The organism is Pseudomonas sp. TYF_14 (genome assembly GCF_043105275.1).
Classification (GTDB): Bacteria; Pseudomonadota; Gammaproteobacteria; order Pseudomonadales; family Pseudomonadaceae; genus Aquipseudomonas; species Aquipseudomonas alloputida.
Genome location: NZ_JBICLK010000032.1, coordinates 1 through 14479, shown reverse-complemented (window position 1 = coordinate 14479; position 14479 = coordinate 1). Strand labels below are relative to the sequence as shown.

The 14479-nt window shown below is 61.9% G+C and carries 16 protein-coding genes; 7 read left to right on the top strand and 9 right to left on the bottom strand.

Annotation, left to right across the window (positions count from 1 at the left end; all coding sequences use genetic code 11):
* The first annotated feature begins 7 nt into the window (after positions 1 to 7).
* From trpD to ACF8O8_RS09180, 3 genes are all read left to right on the top strand, one after another.
* The gene (gene trpD, locus ACF8O8_RS09190; protein ID WP_010951756.1) at positions 8 to 1057 is read left to right on the top strand and encodes an anthranilate phosphoribosyltransferase; all 1050 of its coding nucleotides are present in this window, start codon (positions 8 to 10) and stop codon (positions 1055 to 1057) included.
* Complete coding sequence (gene trpC, locus ACF8O8_RS09185) at positions 1054 to 1887, top strand: indole-3-glycerol phosphate synthase TrpC (protein ID WP_003255528.1); 834 nt, start codon at positions 1054 to 1056, stop codon at positions 1885 to 1887. The genes trpD and trpC overlap by 4 nt, the downstream gene beginning before the upstream one ends.
* A 147-nt stretch (positions 1888 to 2034) precedes the next feature.
* Positions 2035 to 2739, top strand: a complete 705-nt coding sequence (locus tag ACF8O8_RS09180; protein ID WP_014589460.1) for a lipoate--protein ligase family protein — start codon at positions 2035 to 2037, stop codon at positions 2737 to 2739.
* On the opposite strand, the gene crp is transcribed toward ACF8O8_RS09180, so the two are convergent.
* Positions 2736 to 3380 carry a cAMP-activated global transcriptional regulator CRP gene (gene crp, locus ACF8O8_RS09175; RefSeq protein ID WP_010951759.1) on the bottom strand — a complete coding sequence of 215 codons (645 nt, stop codon included), beginning with the start codon at positions 3378 to 3380 and terminating at the stop codon, positions 2736 to 2738. The genes ACF8O8_RS09180 and crp overlap by 4 nt on opposite strands.
* A gap of 190 nt (positions 3381 to 3570) precedes the next feature.
* Between crp and ACF8O8_RS09170 the strand changes: the two genes are divergently transcribed.
* Positions 3571 to 3993 (top strand): OsmC family protein, encoded by a 423-nt coding sequence (locus ACF8O8_RS09170; RefSeq protein WP_004376171.1) that lies wholly within the window; start codon positions 3571 to 3573, stop codon positions 3991 to 3993.
* Between the two features lie 76 nt (positions 3994 to 4069).
* Here the strand turns inward: ACF8O8_RS09170 and ACF8O8_RS09165 are convergent, their stop codons facing one another.
* The 6 genes from ACF8O8_RS09165 to hemJ form a co-directional block, all read right to left on the bottom strand.
* Positions 4070 to 5110 (bottom strand): DUF2157 domain-containing protein, encoded by a 1041-nt coding sequence (locus ACF8O8_RS09165; RefSeq protein WP_350298351.1) that lies wholly within the window; start codon positions 5108 to 5110, stop codon positions 4070 to 4072.
* A gap of 10 nt (positions 5111 to 5120) precedes the next feature.
* The gene (gene coq7, locus ACF8O8_RS09160) at positions 5121 to 5768 is read right to left on the bottom strand and encodes a 2-polyprenyl-3-methyl-6-methoxy-1,4-benzoquinone monooxygenase (protein ID WP_010951761.1); all 648 of its coding nucleotides are present in this window, start codon (positions 5766 to 5768) and stop codon (positions 5121 to 5123) included.
* Positions 5769 to 5833: 65 nt separating this feature from the next.
* A complete protein-coding gene (locus ACF8O8_RS09155) occupies positions 5834 to 6172 on the bottom strand; it encodes a histidine triad nucleotide-binding protein (RefSeq protein ID WP_003255518.1) in 339 nt (112 codons plus the stop codon).
* A 63-nt stretch (positions 6173 to 6235) separates the two neighbouring features.
* Positions 6236 to 7018 carry an SDR family oxidoreductase gene (locus ACF8O8_RS09150; RefSeq protein WP_010951762.1) on the bottom strand — a complete coding sequence of 261 codons (783 nt, stop codon included), beginning with the start codon at positions 7016 to 7018 and terminating at the stop codon, positions 6236 to 6238.
* Between the two features lie 67 nt (positions 7019 to 7085).
* Complete coding sequence (locus ACF8O8_RS09145; protein ID WP_010951763.1) at positions 7086 to 8042, bottom strand: nitronate monooxygenase family protein; 957 nt, start codon at positions 8040 to 8042, stop codon at positions 7086 to 7088.
* Positions 8043 to 8070: 28 nt separating this feature from the next.
* Positions 8071 to 8496: a protoporphyrinogen oxidase HemJ gene (gene hemJ / locus ACF8O8_RS09140; protein WP_392509574.1), complete on the bottom strand. Its 426-nt coding sequence runs from the start codon at positions 8494 to 8496 to the stop codon at positions 8071 to 8073.
* A 142-nt stretch (positions 8497 to 8638) separates the two neighbouring features.
* On the opposite strand from hemJ, the gene argC reads away from it, so the two are divergent.
* Entirely contained in the window at positions 8639 to 9673 is a 1035-nt protein-coding gene (gene argC, locus ACF8O8_RS09135) for an N-acetyl-gamma-glutamyl-phosphate reductase (RefSeq protein ID WP_010951765.1), read from the top strand.
* 147 nt (positions 9674 to 9820) lie between these two features.
* The gene (gene erpA / locus ACF8O8_RS09130) at positions 9821 to 10171 is read left to right on the top strand and encodes an iron-sulfur cluster insertion protein ErpA (protein ID WP_003255511.1); all 351 of its coding nucleotides are present in this window, start codon (positions 9821 to 9823) and stop codon (positions 10169 to 10171) included.
* 59 nt (positions 10172 to 10230) lie between these two features.
* Here erpA and ACF8O8_RS09125 read toward each other — a convergent pair whose 3' ends face one another.
* Together ACF8O8_RS09125 and ACF8O8_RS09120 are read right to left on the bottom strand one after the other, a co-directional pair.
* The gene (locus ACF8O8_RS09125; RefSeq protein ID WP_104960685.1) at positions 10231 to 11322 is read right to left on the bottom strand and encodes an anhydro-N-acetylmuramic acid kinase; all 1092 of its coding nucleotides are present in this window, start codon (positions 11320 to 11322) and stop codon (positions 10231 to 10233) included.
* A gap of 3 nt (positions 11323 to 11325) precedes the next feature.
* The gene (locus ACF8O8_RS09120; RefSeq protein WP_392509573.1) at positions 11326 to 12747 is read right to left on the bottom strand and encodes a peptidoglycan DD-metalloendopeptidase family protein; all 1422 of its coding nucleotides are present in this window, start codon (positions 12745 to 12747) and stop codon (positions 11326 to 11328) included.
* A 213-nt stretch (positions 12748 to 12960) separates the two neighbouring features.
* Between ACF8O8_RS09120 and tyrS the strand changes: the two genes are divergently transcribed.
* Positions 12961 to 14160, top strand: a complete 1200-nt coding sequence (gene tyrS / locus ACF8O8_RS09115; protein ID WP_104960687.1) for a tyrosine--tRNA ligase — start codon at positions 12961 to 12963, stop codon at positions 14158 to 14160.
* Positions 14161 to 14479 lie beyond the last annotated feature (319 nt).

The window sequence follows — 14479 nt, the reverse complement described above, 5'->3', positions numbered from 1 at the left end:
ATCGAACATGGATATCAAGAGTGCGTTGAGCCGTATCGTCGGGCAGTTGGACCTGACTACCGAAGAAATGCGCGAGGTCATGCGCCAGATCATGACCGGTCAGTGCAGCGAGGCGCAGATAGGCGCTTTCCTGATGGGCATGCGCATGAAAAGCGAAAGCATCGACGAAATCGTCGGTGCGGTGTCGGTGATGCGTGAGCTGGCCGAAAAGGTCGAGCTGCAAAGCCTCGATGGTGTCGTCGATATTGTCGGGACCGGTGGTGATGGCGCCAACATCTTCAACGTGTCCACCGCTTCGTCCTTCGTCCTGGCGGCGGCGGGTTGCCCGGTGGCCAAACATGGTAACCGCGCAGTATCGGGCAAGAGCGGCAGTGCCGACCTGCTGGAAGCTGCCGGCATCTACCTGAACCTGACGCCAACTCAAGTGGCACGCTGCATCGACAGCCTGGGCATCGGCTTCATGTTCGCGCAAAGTCACCACTCGGCCATGAAACATGCCGCTGGCCCACGTCGAGAACTGGGGTTGCGCACCCTGTTCAATATGCTCGGCCCGCTTACGAATCCGGCCGGAGTGAAGCACCAGGTGGTCGGTGTGTTCGCGCAAACCCTTTGCCGCCCGCTGGCTGAGGTGCTGCAGCGCCTGGGGAGCAAGCATGTGCTGGTCGTGCACTCGAAGGATGGTCTGGACGAGTTCAGCCTGGCTGCACCCACCTTCGTCGCCGAACTGAAAAATGACGAAATCACTGAATATTGGGTCGAGCCGGAAGACCTCGGCATGAAGAGTCAGAGCCTTCATGGCCTGGCTGTCGAGAGCCCGCAGGCTTCGCTGGAGTTGATCCGCGATGCGCTGGGCCGGCGCAAGACCGAGAACGGTCAGAAGGCCGCCGAGATGATCGTGCTTAATGCTGGCGCGGCACTGTATGCAGCCGACCATGCCATGAGCCTGAAAGCCGGTGTAGAACTGGCCCATGATGTACTGCACACCGGCCTGGCCTGGGAAAAGCTGCAGGAATTGGGTGCCTTTACTGCAGTATTCAAGGTGGAGAACGAAGCATGAGTGTGCCGACGGTGCTGGAAAGGATCATTGCCCGCAAGTTTCAGGAAGTGGCCGAGCGCAGTGCGCGCGTCAGCCTCGCCGAACTGGAGGGCCTGGCCAAGGCCGCTGACGCCCCGCGAGGCTTCGCCAACGCGCTGATCGAGCAGGCCAAGCGCAAGCAGCCCGCGGTGATTGCCGAAATCAAGAAAGCTTCGCCAAGCAAGGGCGTGATCCGCGAGCACTTCGTGCCAGCGGAAATCGCGGTCAGCTACGAGAAGGGCGGGGCCACCTGCCTGTCGGTGTTGACCGATGTCGATTATTTCCAGGGTGCCGATGAGTACTTGCAGCAGGCCCGCGCGGCGGTTTCGCTGCCGGTGATCCGCAAGGACTTCATGGTCGACCCTTACCAGATCGTCGAAGCCCGGGCCCTGGGGGCAGATTGCGTACTGCTGATCGTGTCGGCGCTGGATGACGTGAAGATGGCTGAACTGGCCGCCACTGCCAAGGACGTCGGCCTCGACGTGCTGGTGGAAGTGCACGATGGCGATGAACTGGAGCGCGCGCTGAAAACCCTGGATACGCCGCTGGTGGGGGTGAACAACCGCAACCTGCACACCTTCGAGGTCAGCCTGGAAACCACCCTTGACCTGCTGCCGCGCATTCCGCGTGACCGTCTGGCGATCACCGAAAGCGGTATTCTCAACCGGGCCGATGTGGAGCTGATGGCAATCAACGAGGTTTACTCGTTCCTGGTGGGTGAGGCGTTCATGCGCGCCGAGCAGCCTGGCCTGGAATTACAGCGGCTGTTCTTCCCCGAGCAGGTGAAGAAGACTGTTCAGCAACTGGACTGATCAAATGAAGCCGGCGTTTTTGCCGGCTTTTTTGTACCTGTAATGGCCTCTTCGCGGGCAAGCCCGCTCCTACACGGGTACGCGCCCTGTCGTAGGAGCGGGTTTACCCGCGAAGAGGCCAGTGAAATCAACATCATAGGTGGATCAATGACCGATCAACCCCTGGCCCTGAGCGTCGAACAAGGCCTGCACGCCGAGCAGGAACTGCTGGCCGCCGTCTGCCGTGGCGAACGCGAAAGTGGCGTGCTGTTCTGGCGCCCCACCGACCACGCGCTGGTCATGCCTCGGCGCATGAGCCGGCTGGGCAACTTCGAGGTCGCCTGCGCGGAATTGGCTATTGCTGGCTGGCCGGTGCTGCTGCGAGAAACCGGCGGCGAGCCGGTGCCTCAGTCGCATTCGACGGTGAACGTTGCACTGGTCTACGCCGCACCGCGCAGTGAAGGCGACCACGGCCGTATCGAAAATGCCTACGAGCGCCTGTGTCTGCCGCTGTGTGATGTGCTGCGCGAGTGGGGCGGCGTAGCGTCAGTCGGGGAAATCGACGGGGCCTTCTGCGATGGCCGCTACAACGTCAACCTCAATGGCCGCAAATTGGTGGGTACCGCCCAGCGCTGGCGTCAGGGCCTGGGTGGCAAGCGTCCGGTGGTGCTGGTGCACGGTGCGCTGCTGCTGGACAACGAGCGTGAGTCGATGGTGGCGGCGGTCAACCGCTTCAACGAGTGCTGTGAGCTGGAGCAACGCTGTCGCGCCGATGCGCACATCGCCTTGCACGAAGTGGCGCCGGCAGCACCTTGGTTCGAGCGCCTTTCGCAGGCCTACGCCAAGGTACTGGCCGAGTTGCCCAAGGACTAGCGGGTACCGTGGACTACCATGGTCTTGCCTTTGACCTGCACCAGGCTGCGTTCCTCGAGGTCCTTGAGAACGCGGCCGACCATTTCCCGAGAGCAACCGACGATTCGGCCGATTTCCTGACGGGTAATCTTGATTTGCATGCCATCGGGGTGGGTCATGGCGTCGGGCTGCTTGCACAGTTCCAGCAGGCAACGGGCAACTCGCCCGGTCACGTCGAAAAATGCCAAATCGCCAACCTTGCGCGTAGTGTTGCGCAGGCGCTGGGCCATCTGGCTACCCAGGGCATAGAGGATTTCCGGGTCCTGGCGCGCCAGCTCGCGAAACTTCTCGTAGCTGATTTCGGCCACTTCGCATTCTGTCTTGGCGCGTACCCAGGCACTGCGCTGCTGCTCGCCATCAACGGGCTCGAACAGGCCTAGCTCGCCAAAGAAATCGCCATGGTTGAGGTAGGCGATGATCATTTCATGGCCGTCGTCGTCCTCGATGAGGATGGTGACCGAACCCTTGATGATGAACGACAGTGTCTCGGCCCGGTCGCCGGCGCAGATGATATTGCTTTTGGCGGTGTAGCGGCGGCGCTGGCAGTGTACCAGCAGCTTGTCGATGTTCTTTATCTTGGCGGGTAGGGCGGAGGCAACCATCACGAAATCCTGTTCGATATGACGCATAGGCTTTTTTAGAGGTTGGCTGACGGAGAGCGCCAGTCATTTGGCGCCAGCTTATCAGACACTACGAGATGTTTCGGTACTAAACCGACACATCTCGTGCTTTTCCCACAGCCGCACAAGGTCTAAGCTGACACCCTTTTCCGAAAATCAGGAGTCCGGGTAGATGAAGGCACGTATCCAGTGGGCCGGTGAGGCAATGTTCCTCGGCGAATCGGGGAGCGGCCATGTCGTCGTAATGGACGGCCCGCCCGAGGCCGGCGGCCGCAACCTGGGCGTGCGACCGATGGAAATGCTGTTGCTGGGCCTGGGTGGCTGCAGCAGCTTTGACGTGGTGAGCATTCTGAAGAAGTCGCGCCAGGCAGTGGAAAGCTGCGAGGCATTTCTGGAGGCGGAGCGCGCCAGCGAAGACCCTAAGGTGTTCACCAAAATTCACATGAACTTCGTGGTGAAAGGGCGTGGGCTGAAAGAAGCGCAGGTCAAGCGGGCGGTGGAGCTGTCGGCGGAAAAGTATTGCTCGGCTTCGATCATGCTCGAGCGTGCCGGGGTTGAGATTACCCATGGGTATGAAATCGTAGAGCTGGGTTAAGGCTGAGATTCCGGGGCCGCTTTGCAGCCCTTGTGGAAGCGGGTGAACCCGCTCCCACCCGCGGCCCGGGCGAGTTTCAGTTGCGCAGGGCCGGAAGGGCCATCCGCAACCATTGCGGAAGACGGCTTCTTAGCGCCTGGCTCAACCGCTCCCGGCGCTTTTGGTAAACCAGGCCAAGCCAGATAACCCCCAGCCCGATCATGGTCAGCACCACCGGGAACAGCAACGACTGGGCAAACACCTCGTACGACAGATATCCCAGATAAGCCGCCACCCCCAGCGCACCAAACACCATGAACACCGGCCGACGCAGCAGCACCGCCATGCCCATCAGCGCAATGTTGATCAGGCAGTACATGGCCTTGCCCAACTCACTGCCGCTGTCCAGTAGCGTCAACCCGCCCCAGAACGCTGCCAGCCCGGCGAGGTAACCCCAACGGGCGTAGTCCTCACGTGTGCGGCCGTCTATCACGAGGAAAACCACCAGCAAGCCCAGCCCAAACCACAGGGAGACGTGGCGACGCTGCTCCCAACTGAACGGTGAGCCGAAGAACCACTCGCTAAGGTCCATCGACATGAACCACAAGGCCACGGCCATTGGCATGACGACGAACGGGTAGGGGATCAGTCGCAGCATTAGCAGCCCGGCAAGCACCGTGGCTGCTTCCATCGCCAGCCAGCCGCCTTGCACGTAGGTGTAGTACTGGTGGTAGTCAGCCTGCGCATCGTCCAGTGGCCACCAGCCGAGCATGCGTTCGATAGCGAATACCGCCAGCGGCACGATGCTGACGGCTACTGCTGCCAGCACGCCAGCAGCGACGGGCTGGACGCGGCGTTGCAGATTGAGGGCGAACAAGGTGATCAGCAGGATATAGAGGCTGGCGATGATCAACAGCGCGCCGTCACCGAGGCTCATCCATGCCTCGGTGAGCAACCAGCCCATTGCCGCCATGATCAGCATGGCGCCAAAGTAGAAGGCAACATGGGCCAGCTGAAAGCTGCCACGTGGTGCGGGTTGCTGGCGCAGGAATGCCAACAGGCTTTGGTCCTGGCCTGGTTGGAGAATGCCTGCTTGCACGGCGCGCGCCAGGTCCTTGGCGTCGAATCGATCCGTCATGGCGATGCCTTCAGATGCGGTATGTGCTCTTGGTCATGACCTTGGCCAGCAAGCTCATGCCAAAGCGGACGGGGGCCGGGAAGCGATAACCACCGGCTTCCAGTGCAGACTCGGCGTGCTGTTCTTCGTCGATGCGCATCTGCTCGAGAATGGCCCGGGATTTTTCATCTTCGTGCGGGAGCTGCTCCAGGTGCTCGTCGAGGTGCTTGCACACCTGATGTTCGGTAGCGGCGACGAAGCCCAGGCTGACCTTGTCGCTGACCAGCCCGGCCAGTGCGCCAATGCCGAACGACATGCCGTAGAACAGAGGGTTGAGCACGCTCGGGTGGCTGTTCAGCTGGCGAATGCGCTGTTCGCACCAGGCCAGGTGATCCACTTCTTCCTCGGCGGCATGCTCCATGGCCTTGCGCACTTCGGGCAGCTTGGCGGTCAGGGCCTGGCCTTGGTACAACGCCTGGGCGCAGACTTCACCGGTATGGTTGATGCGCATCAGCCCGGCAATATGACGGGCCTGCTGCTCGTCCAGGTCAGCGTCTGGCTGGACGATGGCCGGCGATGGCCGGGTGGGTTGGCCGCTGAAGGGCAGCAAGGTGCGCATGGCGGTATCGGCCTGCAGCAACAAGCGGTCGAGCGGCGAGTAGTGACGTTCGGTAGCCATCGGGCACCTCCGCAAGAATGTGCCCGACAGTTTACCGCAATAGCGGCGGGGTCGCTTGCCGTGGGTCAGCCCGGAGGCCAGTTCATCTGGCGCTGGCCAAGCACGTGCATATGGATGTGGTAGACGGTCTGGCCGCCTTTGGGGTTGCAGTTCATGACCACACGGAAACCTTCCTCGCAACCTTGTTCGACAGCCAGGCGCTGGGCGGTGAACAGGATGTGGCCAGCCAGGGCCTTGTCTTCTTCGGTCAGGTCATTGAGGGTGCGAATGTGCTTTTTCGGGATGACCAGAAAATGTACCGGTGCCGCGGGTGCAATGTCCTTGAAGGCCAGGATCTGGTCGTCTTCATAGATGATATCTGCCGGGATTTCCCGGTTGATGATTTTGAGGAATAGATCGTCCACAGCACTTGCTCCATGGTGAGGGTCGGGCCGAGTGTACTCAGCCGTGAGCCGCTCGCCCAGTGGCTATTCCATGCCTGAGGGGCAATAGCGGCGGTGGATGGCCCCGGCCAGCTTGCGCACCAGCCAGCGCGGCAGCAGCCGCGGTGCGAACGCCAGCCAGCGGTTGCGCCGGCCGGGCATGATCAGTGCGCGGTTCTTGTCCAATGCCCGCACGGTGTACAGCGCCACTTCCTCGGGGCTGAGGCAGCGCGGCTTGCCATCGAGCCGCGCAATGCGCCGGCGTGCGGAACGTACCGGGCCAGGGCACAGTACCGAGACCTTGATGCCGGTGCGCTTGAGTTCTTCGCGCAGGGCCTGGGAAAAGCTCAACACGTAGGCCTTGCTGGCGGCATAGGCGGCCATCCATGGGCCAGGCGCCACCCCGGCCAGGCCGGCGACGTTGAGAATCTGCCCGCCACCCTGTACAGCCATCAGGTTACCGATGGCGTGACACAGGCGGCTCAGGGCCAGCACGTTGACTTCCAGCAGATCCTGTTCGTCGGCCCATTCATGGGCCAGGAACGGCCCATAGGTGCGCAAGCCCGCGCAGTTGACCAGCAAATCGATACGCCGCTCGCCTTCTTCCAGCTCTAGCACGAAGCCTGAAAGGCGCAACGGCTGGCTGAGGTCGCAGGCGCGGAACAGCACCTCGACGCCGAAACGCTGGGTCAGTTCGATGGCAACAGGCTCCAGCGTTTCTCGTTGGCGTGCCACCAGGATCAGATTGCGCCCGCGCCGTGCCAGCGCTTCCGCCAAGGCCAGGCCCAGGCCGCTGGAAGCACCAGTGATCATGGCGTAACGGGTCATGCAAGGCTCCTGGGGGCGGAAGAGGGCGCCTAGTGTACAACTTGCCCGTGCAAGGTGTTGCCTTTTGCTACAAGGCGCGGGCGCGCAGAACCTGGCAGTGCTCCAGGGCTTGCCGGTACTCGCCATGCAGGCGCTCGATCAATGCGCTGGCGCTGGGCAGGTCATGGATGGCACCGACGCCCTGGCCCGCTGACCATACGGTCTTCCAGGCCTTGGCTTCGTCATCGATCGGCTTGAGCTTGCCTTGCACCTGCCCCGCTTTGAGGGCGTTCATGTCGTAGCCGGCCTGCTCCAGGCTCTGGCGCAGGAAGCTGGCGGGGATGCCGGACACCACGGGTGTGTGGATGATGTCGGCGGCATGGGCATCCAGCAGCATCTGTTTGTAGGCGCCCTGAGCCTGGCTTTCTGTGGTGGCGATGAAGCGCGTGCCCATGTACGCCAGGTCCGCCCCCAGCAGTTGTGCGGCCAGGATTTCGTGGCCGTGGTTAATGCAGCCAGCCAGCAGCAGGGTCTTGTCGAAGAACTGGCGAATTTCTGCGGCCAGGGCGAACGGGCTCCAGGTGCCGGCATGGCCGCCCGCGCCTGCGGCGACGGCGATAAGGCCATCGACACCGGCTTCGGCGGCCTTTTCGGCATGCCGGCGGGTGGTGACATCGTGGAGCACCAGGCCGCCGTAGCCGTGTACGGCATCGACCACTTCCTTTACTGCCCCCAGGCTGGTGATAACGATTGGTACACGGTGTTCGACGCACAAGGCCAAGTCGGCCTGCAGGCGCGGGTTGGTCGGGTGGACGATCAGGTTGACGGCGTAGGGCGCTGGCGCCTGCAGTTGAGCCAGGCCAGCCTCGATCTCTTCCAGCCAGGCCTTGAAGCCAGCGCTGTCGCGTTGGTTCAGGGCCGGGAAACTGCCAACCACGCCGCTGGCGCAGCAGGCCAGCACCAGTTGGGGGTTGGAGATGAGGAACATCGGCGCGGCAACCACGGGCAGCCGCAGGCGTTGTTCGAGCGAGGCAGGTAGCGACATGGCAAGGCTCCTTGAGCGGGTGGCTATGTCAGAACGGTTTCACCACCACCAGAATGACGATACCCAGCAGGATCAGCACGGGCACTTCATTGAACCAGCGATAGTAGACGTGGCTGCGGGTGTTGGTGCCATTGGCGAAGCGTTTGCGCTGGGCACCGCACACGTGATGGTAGCCGGTCAGCAGGATGACCAGGGTGAGCTTGGCATGCAGCCACCCCTGGCTCAGCCAGCCGGGGGTGAGGTACAGCATCCAGGCGCCAAAAACGTAGGTGGCGATCATCGCCGGGTTCATGATGCCGCGGTACAGCTTGCGCTCCATGGTCACGAAGCGTTCCTGGCTGATGCTATCCTGGCTCTGGGCGTGGTAGACGAACAGCCTGGGCAGGTAGAACAGGCCGGCGAACCAGCAGACCACGCTGACGATATGCAGCGCTTTGATCCATAGGTAAAGCATGGAGGGAGTTCCTTCAGATAGTCACGGTCGTCAGATAGTAGTGGTCAGGCGCCCGAAGGGTCACCCGAAGAGTTGTTACAGGCGCCCTGCGCCCCTATTATCGTGCGCTTTCCAGACGGCTCGTTGATAAGGGGCAAGCGTTATGATCAAGGTCGGTATCGTCGGCGGCACGGGTTACACCGGCGTCGAACTGTTGCGTCTGCTGGCACAGCATCCACAGGCCGAAGTGGCGGTCATCACTTCGCGCTCCGAGGCGGGCGTGGCGGTGGCGGACATGTACCCGAACCTGCGCGGCCACTATGACGGGTTGGCGTTCAGCGTGCCGGACAGCAAGGCTCTGGGGGCCTGCGATGTGGTGTTCTTCGCCACTCCGCATGGTGTTGCACACGCCCTGGCCGGTGAGCTGCTGGCGGCTGGCACCAAGGTGATCGACCTGTCGGCCGACTTCCGTCTGCAGGATGCCACTGAGTGGGGCAAGTGGTACGGTCAGCCCCATGGCGCGCCAGAGCTGCTCAAGGACGCAGTCTATGGCCTGCCCGAAGTCAACCGCGAGAAGATCCGCCAGGCACGCCTCATCGCTGTGCCGGGTTGCTACCCGACTGCAACCCAGCTGGGCTTCCTTCCGCTGCTGGAGGCGGGCCTGGCTGACCCGTCGCGCCTGATCGCCGACTGCAAGTCGGGTGTCAGCGGCGCTGGTCGTGGTGCGGCAGTGGGCTCGCTGTTCTGCGAGGCCGGCGAAAGCATGAAAGCCTACGCGGTAAAGGGCCATCGCCACTTGCCGGAGATCAGCCAGGGCCTGCGCCTGGCCGCGGGCAAGGACATCGGCCTGACTTTCGTGCCGCACCTGACGCCGATGATCCGTGGCATCCACGCCACCCTGTACGCGAACGTGGTCGATACCTCGGTCGACCTGCAGGCGCTGTTCGAGAAACGCTACGCCGATGAACCGTTCGTCGACGTGATGCCAGCAGGCAGCCATCCGGAAACCCGTAGCGTGCGTGGTGCCAACGTCTGCCGCATTGCCGTTCATCGTCCGCAGGGTGGTGATCTGGTGGTGGTGCTTTCGGTGATCGACAACCTGGTCAAGGGTGCCTCCGGCCAGGCGGTGCAGAACCTCAACATTCTGTTCGGTCTGGATGAGCGCATGGGCCTGTCCCATGCCGGCTTGCTGCCGTAAGGCCGCCAGCATTGGAAAAGGCCCGCGTCGTGCGGGCCTTTTTGCAGGTCGCGACTAAAGCCGCACAATTCTTGACCGATTTTCTCGGGAAAGCGGATAATGCGCGTCATCGAGTTTTATGGCGGCTACCGCGCCGGGAGAATCAACATGAGCGTCGAAACCTTCACCCCTACCGGTCTGGAGTTCACCCATGGGGCAGCCCAGAAGGTGAAAAACCTGGTCAATGAGGAAGGCAATGAACGTCTGAAACTGCGGGTGTTCGTGACCGGTGGTGGTTGCTCGGGCTTCCAGTATGGCTTCACCTTCGATGAAGACGTGGCCGAAGATGACACCATTGTCGAGCGCGAGGGCGTTTCCCTGGTGGTCGACCCGATGAGCTTCCAGTACCTGGCGGGTGCCGAAGTGGACTACCAGGAAGGCCTGGAAGGCTCGCGCTTCGTGATCAAGAACCCGAATGCCGCGACCACCTGCGGTTGCGGGTCGTCGTTCTCGATCTAAGGGCTGGGCATACGAAAACGCCGCGCAATTGCGCGGCGTTTTGCTTTCTGGCGTAGTGGCTATGCCGGGTAGATTGCGCCCAGTACGCGCAGGCCCTTGGCGGCAGTGACGCTGGGGCGGTTGGCGGCGATACCCTCCAGGCAGCAGTGAGCCAGCCAGGCGAAGGCCATGGCTTCGACCCAGTCCGGGTCTACGCCATAGGCGCCAGTGCTTGCGACACGGGCCGCAGGTAGCAGCTGGCCAAGACGGGCCATCAGCGCGCCGTTGCGGGCGCCTCCACCACAGACCAACAGCGCCTCGGTGCCTTGCTGGGCTTTGCCAAGCGAATCGATGATGCTGCGTGCGGTCAGTTCCAGCAGTGTCGCCTGCACGTCCTGGGCCCGGTATGCCGGCAGGTTGGCCAGGTGGCGATCCAGCCAAGGCAGGTTGAACACCTCGCGGCCGGTACTCTTCGGGCCGCTGCCGGCAAAGAACGGGTCAGCCATCAGTGCGCTGAGCAACCCGGGCTGAACCACACCCGAGGCAGCCCAGGCGCCATCTGCATCGTAGGCGTGGCCGTGCTCGCGCTCGATCCAGGCATCCAGCAGCACGTTCCCCGGGCCGCAATCGAACCCATGAACCGGCTTGTCCTGCTCGATCAGGCTGAGGTTGCTGAAACCGCCTACGTTAAGGATTGCCAGGCGTCGGCCAAGCTGGCTGAACAGGGTTTCGTGGAAGGCCGGTACCAGTGGCGCGCCTTGGCCGCCGGCAGCCACATCGCGACGGCGGAAGTCGGCGACCACGCTGATGCCGGTCAGTTCGGCGAGCAGTGCGGGGTTACCGATCTGCACAGTAAAGCCGCGGGCCGGTTCATGGCGAATGGTCTGGCCGTGGCTGCCGATGGCGCGAACGGCTTCGGGCTTCAGTCCCTGGCGAGCCAGCAGTTGGCGGATACCTTCGCCGGCCAGGCTGGCCCAGCGGTTTTCCGCCAGTGCTGCACGGGCAATCTCGTCAGGGCCGCTGCTGCACAGGGCCAGCAGGTCCTGGCGCAGGTCCGGGGGCATGGGCAGGTAGTGGGTGGCGAGCAGTTCAAGCTGCTCGCCTTGTTCGACCAGGGCGATATCCAGGCCATCGAGGCTGGTGCCGGACATCACCCCCAGGTAGAGCGCCATGGCTTAGCGCTTGTTCGCTGCGAGCAGGGTGGCCTTTTCCTGATCCATACGGGCAATCAGCGGCTGGCTCTGCTGCAGGAAGCGCTGACGCTCGTTCTTGGCAATCGGGTCAGCCATTGGCACCTTCTGGCTCAGCGGGTCGACGTGCACGCCGTTGACCTGGAACTCGTAGTGCAGGTGTGGGCCGGTGGACAGGCCGGTAGTGCCGATGTAGCCAATGATCTGGCCCTGTTTGACCGTGCTGCCGGTCTTGATGCCTTTGGCAAAGCCCTGCATGTGGCCATACAGCGTCTTGTAGCGGTTGCCATGCTGAATGATCACGGTATTGCCGTAGCCACCACGGCGCCCGGCCAGTTCGATGCGACCGTCACCGGCTGCCTTGATTGGTGTACCGCGGGGGGCCGCGTAGTCGACGCCTTTGTGGGCGCGGATCTTGTTCAGGATGGGGTGCTTGCGACCGGCGGAAAAGCGCGAGCTGATGCGGGCGAAGTCGACGGGCGTACGGATGAAGGCCTTGCGCAGGCTGTTGCCGTCGGCGGTGTAGTAGGCAGTGTTGCCCTGCTTATTGGTATATCGCACGGCGGTGTAGGTCTTGCCGCGATTGGTGAAGCGGGCGGACAGGATATTGCCGGTGCCGACGACCTTGCCGTCCATCACTTTCTGCTCATAGACCACGTCGAATTCGTCACCCGGACGAATGTCCTGAGCGAAGTCGATGTCGTAACCCAGCACGCGGGCCAGGCTCATGGTCATGCTGTGGGACAGGCCGGCGCGCTGGGCCGATGCCGACAGCGAGCTCTTGATCACGCCGTGGGCATAGGCGGTACGCACCACCGGCTTGCTGATTTCACGATTGAAGGTGTAGCCCTTGGCGGTCTTGGTCAGTTGAATGGTTTCGAGGTTGCTGACCTTGCTGTGCAGGCTGGCCAATTGGCCATCCTTGTCGAGTTCGAACTGCAGCACCTGGCCGTGCTTTAGCTGGCTGAACTGCTTGGCCTGCTTGTTACTTGCCAGCAGGTCATGCACTGCATTGGCTGGCAGGCCAACCTTGGCGAACAGGGTTGACAGTGTATCGCCACGGGCCACGGTAACTTCGCGGTGGCCAGGCTCCTTGGCGGCCTCGGCAACCGGATCAGCGGCCGGGGCCTGCTGATCGGCCTTCTGGGTTTCGGGGGTAGCCTCTTCGATCTGGGCGAAAGGCGAGCCTTGCTCACCTTCACTTTGCACCAGTGGCGCGGCGCGCGATTCGTCTTTCAGCTGCTCGGCAGGGCTTTCGAGCTCGAGGTTGAGGGTGGTTTTCTTGGCTTCCACTTCGCTGGAAGGAAATACCAGCAAAGCCAGGCTGAGCAGGGCGGCGATGCCGCTGGCGGCCAACAGATGGCTCTTCGGATAAAGCGGGGGCGCTTTAGGCGGTTCGTTGGTCATGGGCAAGGTGACTTTGAAAAAAGTGAAATGGAAAAGATGAATGACATGATGAAGATGAAATAACTGTATAAAATATAACCAAATCCATTTTCACGCAAGGGCGCGTAGACGCCGCAAGCCTGTGTTCGGGTCACATTCCTTTGCGAAACTTGTATTTGACGGCCGATCTTGTATGGTTGGCTCCCCCTGAATCTGAGCCTTGCGGGTTTGTCTATGAAGTCGGTTGAAGAGCAGCTGGCGCTTATCAAGCGCGGTGCGGAAGAAGTACTGGTCGAGTCGGAACTGGTGGAGAAGCTCAAGCGCGGCCAACCTCTGCGCATCAAGGCTGGCTTTGACCCGACCGCACCTGACCTGCACCTGGGTCACACGGTGCTGATCAACAAGCTGCGTCAGTTCCAGGAGCTGGGCCACCAGGTCATCTTCCTGATTGGTGACTTCACCGGCATGATTGGCGACCCGAGCGGCAAGAGCGCCACGCGCCCGCCGCTGACCCGCGAGCAGGTGCTGGAGAACGCCGAGACGTACAAGCAGCAGGTTTTCAAGATTCTTGACCCTGCCAAGACTGAAGTCGCGTTCAACTCCACGTGGATGGACAAGCTGACCCCTGCCGACTTCATTCGCCTGGCTTCGCAGTACACCGTCGCGCGCATGCTGGAGCGTGATGACTTCGACAAGCGTTACACCACCAACCAGCCGATTGCCATTCACGAGTTCCTCTATCCGCTGGTGCAGGGGTACGACTCGGTAGCGCTGAAGGCGGACGTTGAACTGGGCGGTACCGACCAGAAGTTCAACCTGCTGATGGGGCGCGAACTGCAGCGGTCTTATGGCCAGGAAGCGCAGAACATCGTGACCATGCCACTGCTCGAAGGGCTCGACGGCGTGAAGAAGATGTCGAAGTCGCTGGGCAACTATGTCGGCATCCAGGAAGCGCCAGGGGTGATGTACAGCAAGCTGGTGTCGATCCCGGATACCCTGATGTGGCGTTACTTCGAGCTGCTGAGCTTCCGTTCGATGGAAGAAATCGAGCAGTTCCGTGCCGACGTCGCCAACGGTGCCAACCCGCGTGACATCAAGATCAAGTTGGCAGAAGAGATCGTCGCGCGCTTCCATGGAGAAGAGGCTGCGGCCAATGCTCACCGTGCTGCCGGTAACCGTATGAAGGAAGGCGAGCTGCCGGAAGACTTGCCGGAGATCGAAGTGGCTGCGGCGGAAGACCTGCCAATTGCTGCGGTGCTGAACCGGGCTGGTCTGGTCAAGAACTCGGCACAGGCGCGAGACTTGCTGAATAGCGGCGCGGTGAAAGTTGATGGTGCAGTGGTCGACAAGGACTTCATGTTTGTCCTTGGTGCTACCCATGTGTGCCAAGCGGGCAAGAAGTCGTTTGGCCGGGTTACCCTCAAGGCTGAGTGATTGCCTGGATGGTGTAGCTATATAGAAGCGGGGAGGCCGGTAGGCCTCCCCGCTTTGTTTTTGGGGTTTGGTGGTTGCTGTTGTAGGGGGAGGGGGCTGTTTTGAGAGGGTGTTGGCGGTGAGATGTGTCCGCCACAACCCTTGCAGCGCCTGTGAGATCGAGCGCCGCCCGCGTCCGGCTTGAGACATTCAGCGCCTATGAAACCGAGCGCCGCGCGGGCGGCGCTCGGTCTCATAGGCGCTGAAACTGTCGTGGCGAACACTTGGCAGCCTCGATACGGTCTTTTCCCCTTATATTTCACTTTCTTGAAATTAAAGG

What these genes read in the sequence shown, in the direction of transcription:
- trpD (WP_010951756.1), top strand. Translation starts at nt 8, where the DNA reads ATGGATATCAAGAGTGCGTTGAGCCGTATCGTCGGGCAGTTGGACCTG.
- ACF8O8_RS09150 (WP_010951762.1), bottom strand. Translation starts at nt 7,018, where the DNA reads ATGACCCGTTACGCCATGATCACTGGTGCTTCCAGCGGCCTGGGCCTG.
- ACF8O8_RS09170 (WP_004376171.1), top strand. Translation starts at nt 3,571, where the DNA reads ATGAAGGCACGTATCCAGTGGGCCGGTGAGGCAATGTTCCTCGGCGAA.
- argC (WP_010951765.1), top strand. Translation starts at nt 8,639, where the DNA reads ATGATCAAGGTCGGTATCGTCGGCGGCACGGGTTACACCGGCGTCGAA.
- ACF8O8_RS09165 (WP_350298351.1), bottom strand. Translation starts at nt 5,110, where the DNA reads ATGACGGATCGATTCGACGCCAAGGACCTGGCGCGCGCCGTGCAAGCA.
- ACF8O8_RS09125 (WP_104960685.1), bottom strand. Translation starts at nt 11,322, where the DNA reads ATGGCGCTCTACCTGGGGGTGATGTCCGGCACCAGCCTCGATGGCCTG.
- hemJ (WP_392509574.1), bottom strand. Translation starts at nt 8,496, where the DNA reads ATGCTTTACCTATGGATCAAAGCGCTGCATATCGTCAGCGTGGTCTGC.
- erpA (WP_003255511.1), top strand. Translation starts at nt 9,821, where the DNA reads ATGAGCGTCGAAACCTTCACCCCTACCGGTCTGGAGTTCACCCATGGG.
- tyrS (WP_104960687.1), top strand. Translation starts at nt 12,961, where the DNA reads ATGAAGTCGGTTGAAGAGCAGCTGGCGCTTATCAAGCGCGGTGCGGAA.
- ACF8O8_RS09120 (WP_392509573.1), bottom strand. Translation starts at nt 12,747, where the DNA reads ATGACCAACGAACCGCCTAAAGCGCCCCCGCTTTATCCGAAGAGCCAT.
- crp (WP_010951759.1), bottom strand. Translation starts at nt 3,380, where the DNA reads ATGGTTGCCTCCGCCCTACCCGCCAAGATAAAGAACATCGACAAGCTG.
- ACF8O8_RS09145 (WP_010951763.1), bottom strand. Translation starts at nt 8,042, where the DNA reads ATGTCGCTACCTGCCTCGCTCGAACAACGCCTGCGGCTGCCCGTGGTT.
- ACF8O8_RS09180 (WP_014589460.1), top strand. Translation starts at nt 2,035, where the DNA reads ATGACCGATCAACCCCTGGCCCTGAGCGTCGAACAAGGCCTGCACGCC.
- coq7 (WP_010951761.1), bottom strand. Translation starts at nt 5,768, where the DNA reads ATGGCTACCGAACGTCACTACTCGCCGCTCGACCGCTTGTTGCTGCAG.
- trpC (WP_003255528.1), top strand. Translation starts at nt 1,054, where the DNA reads ATGAGTGTGCCGACGGTGCTGGAAAGGATCATTGCCCGCAAGTTTCAG.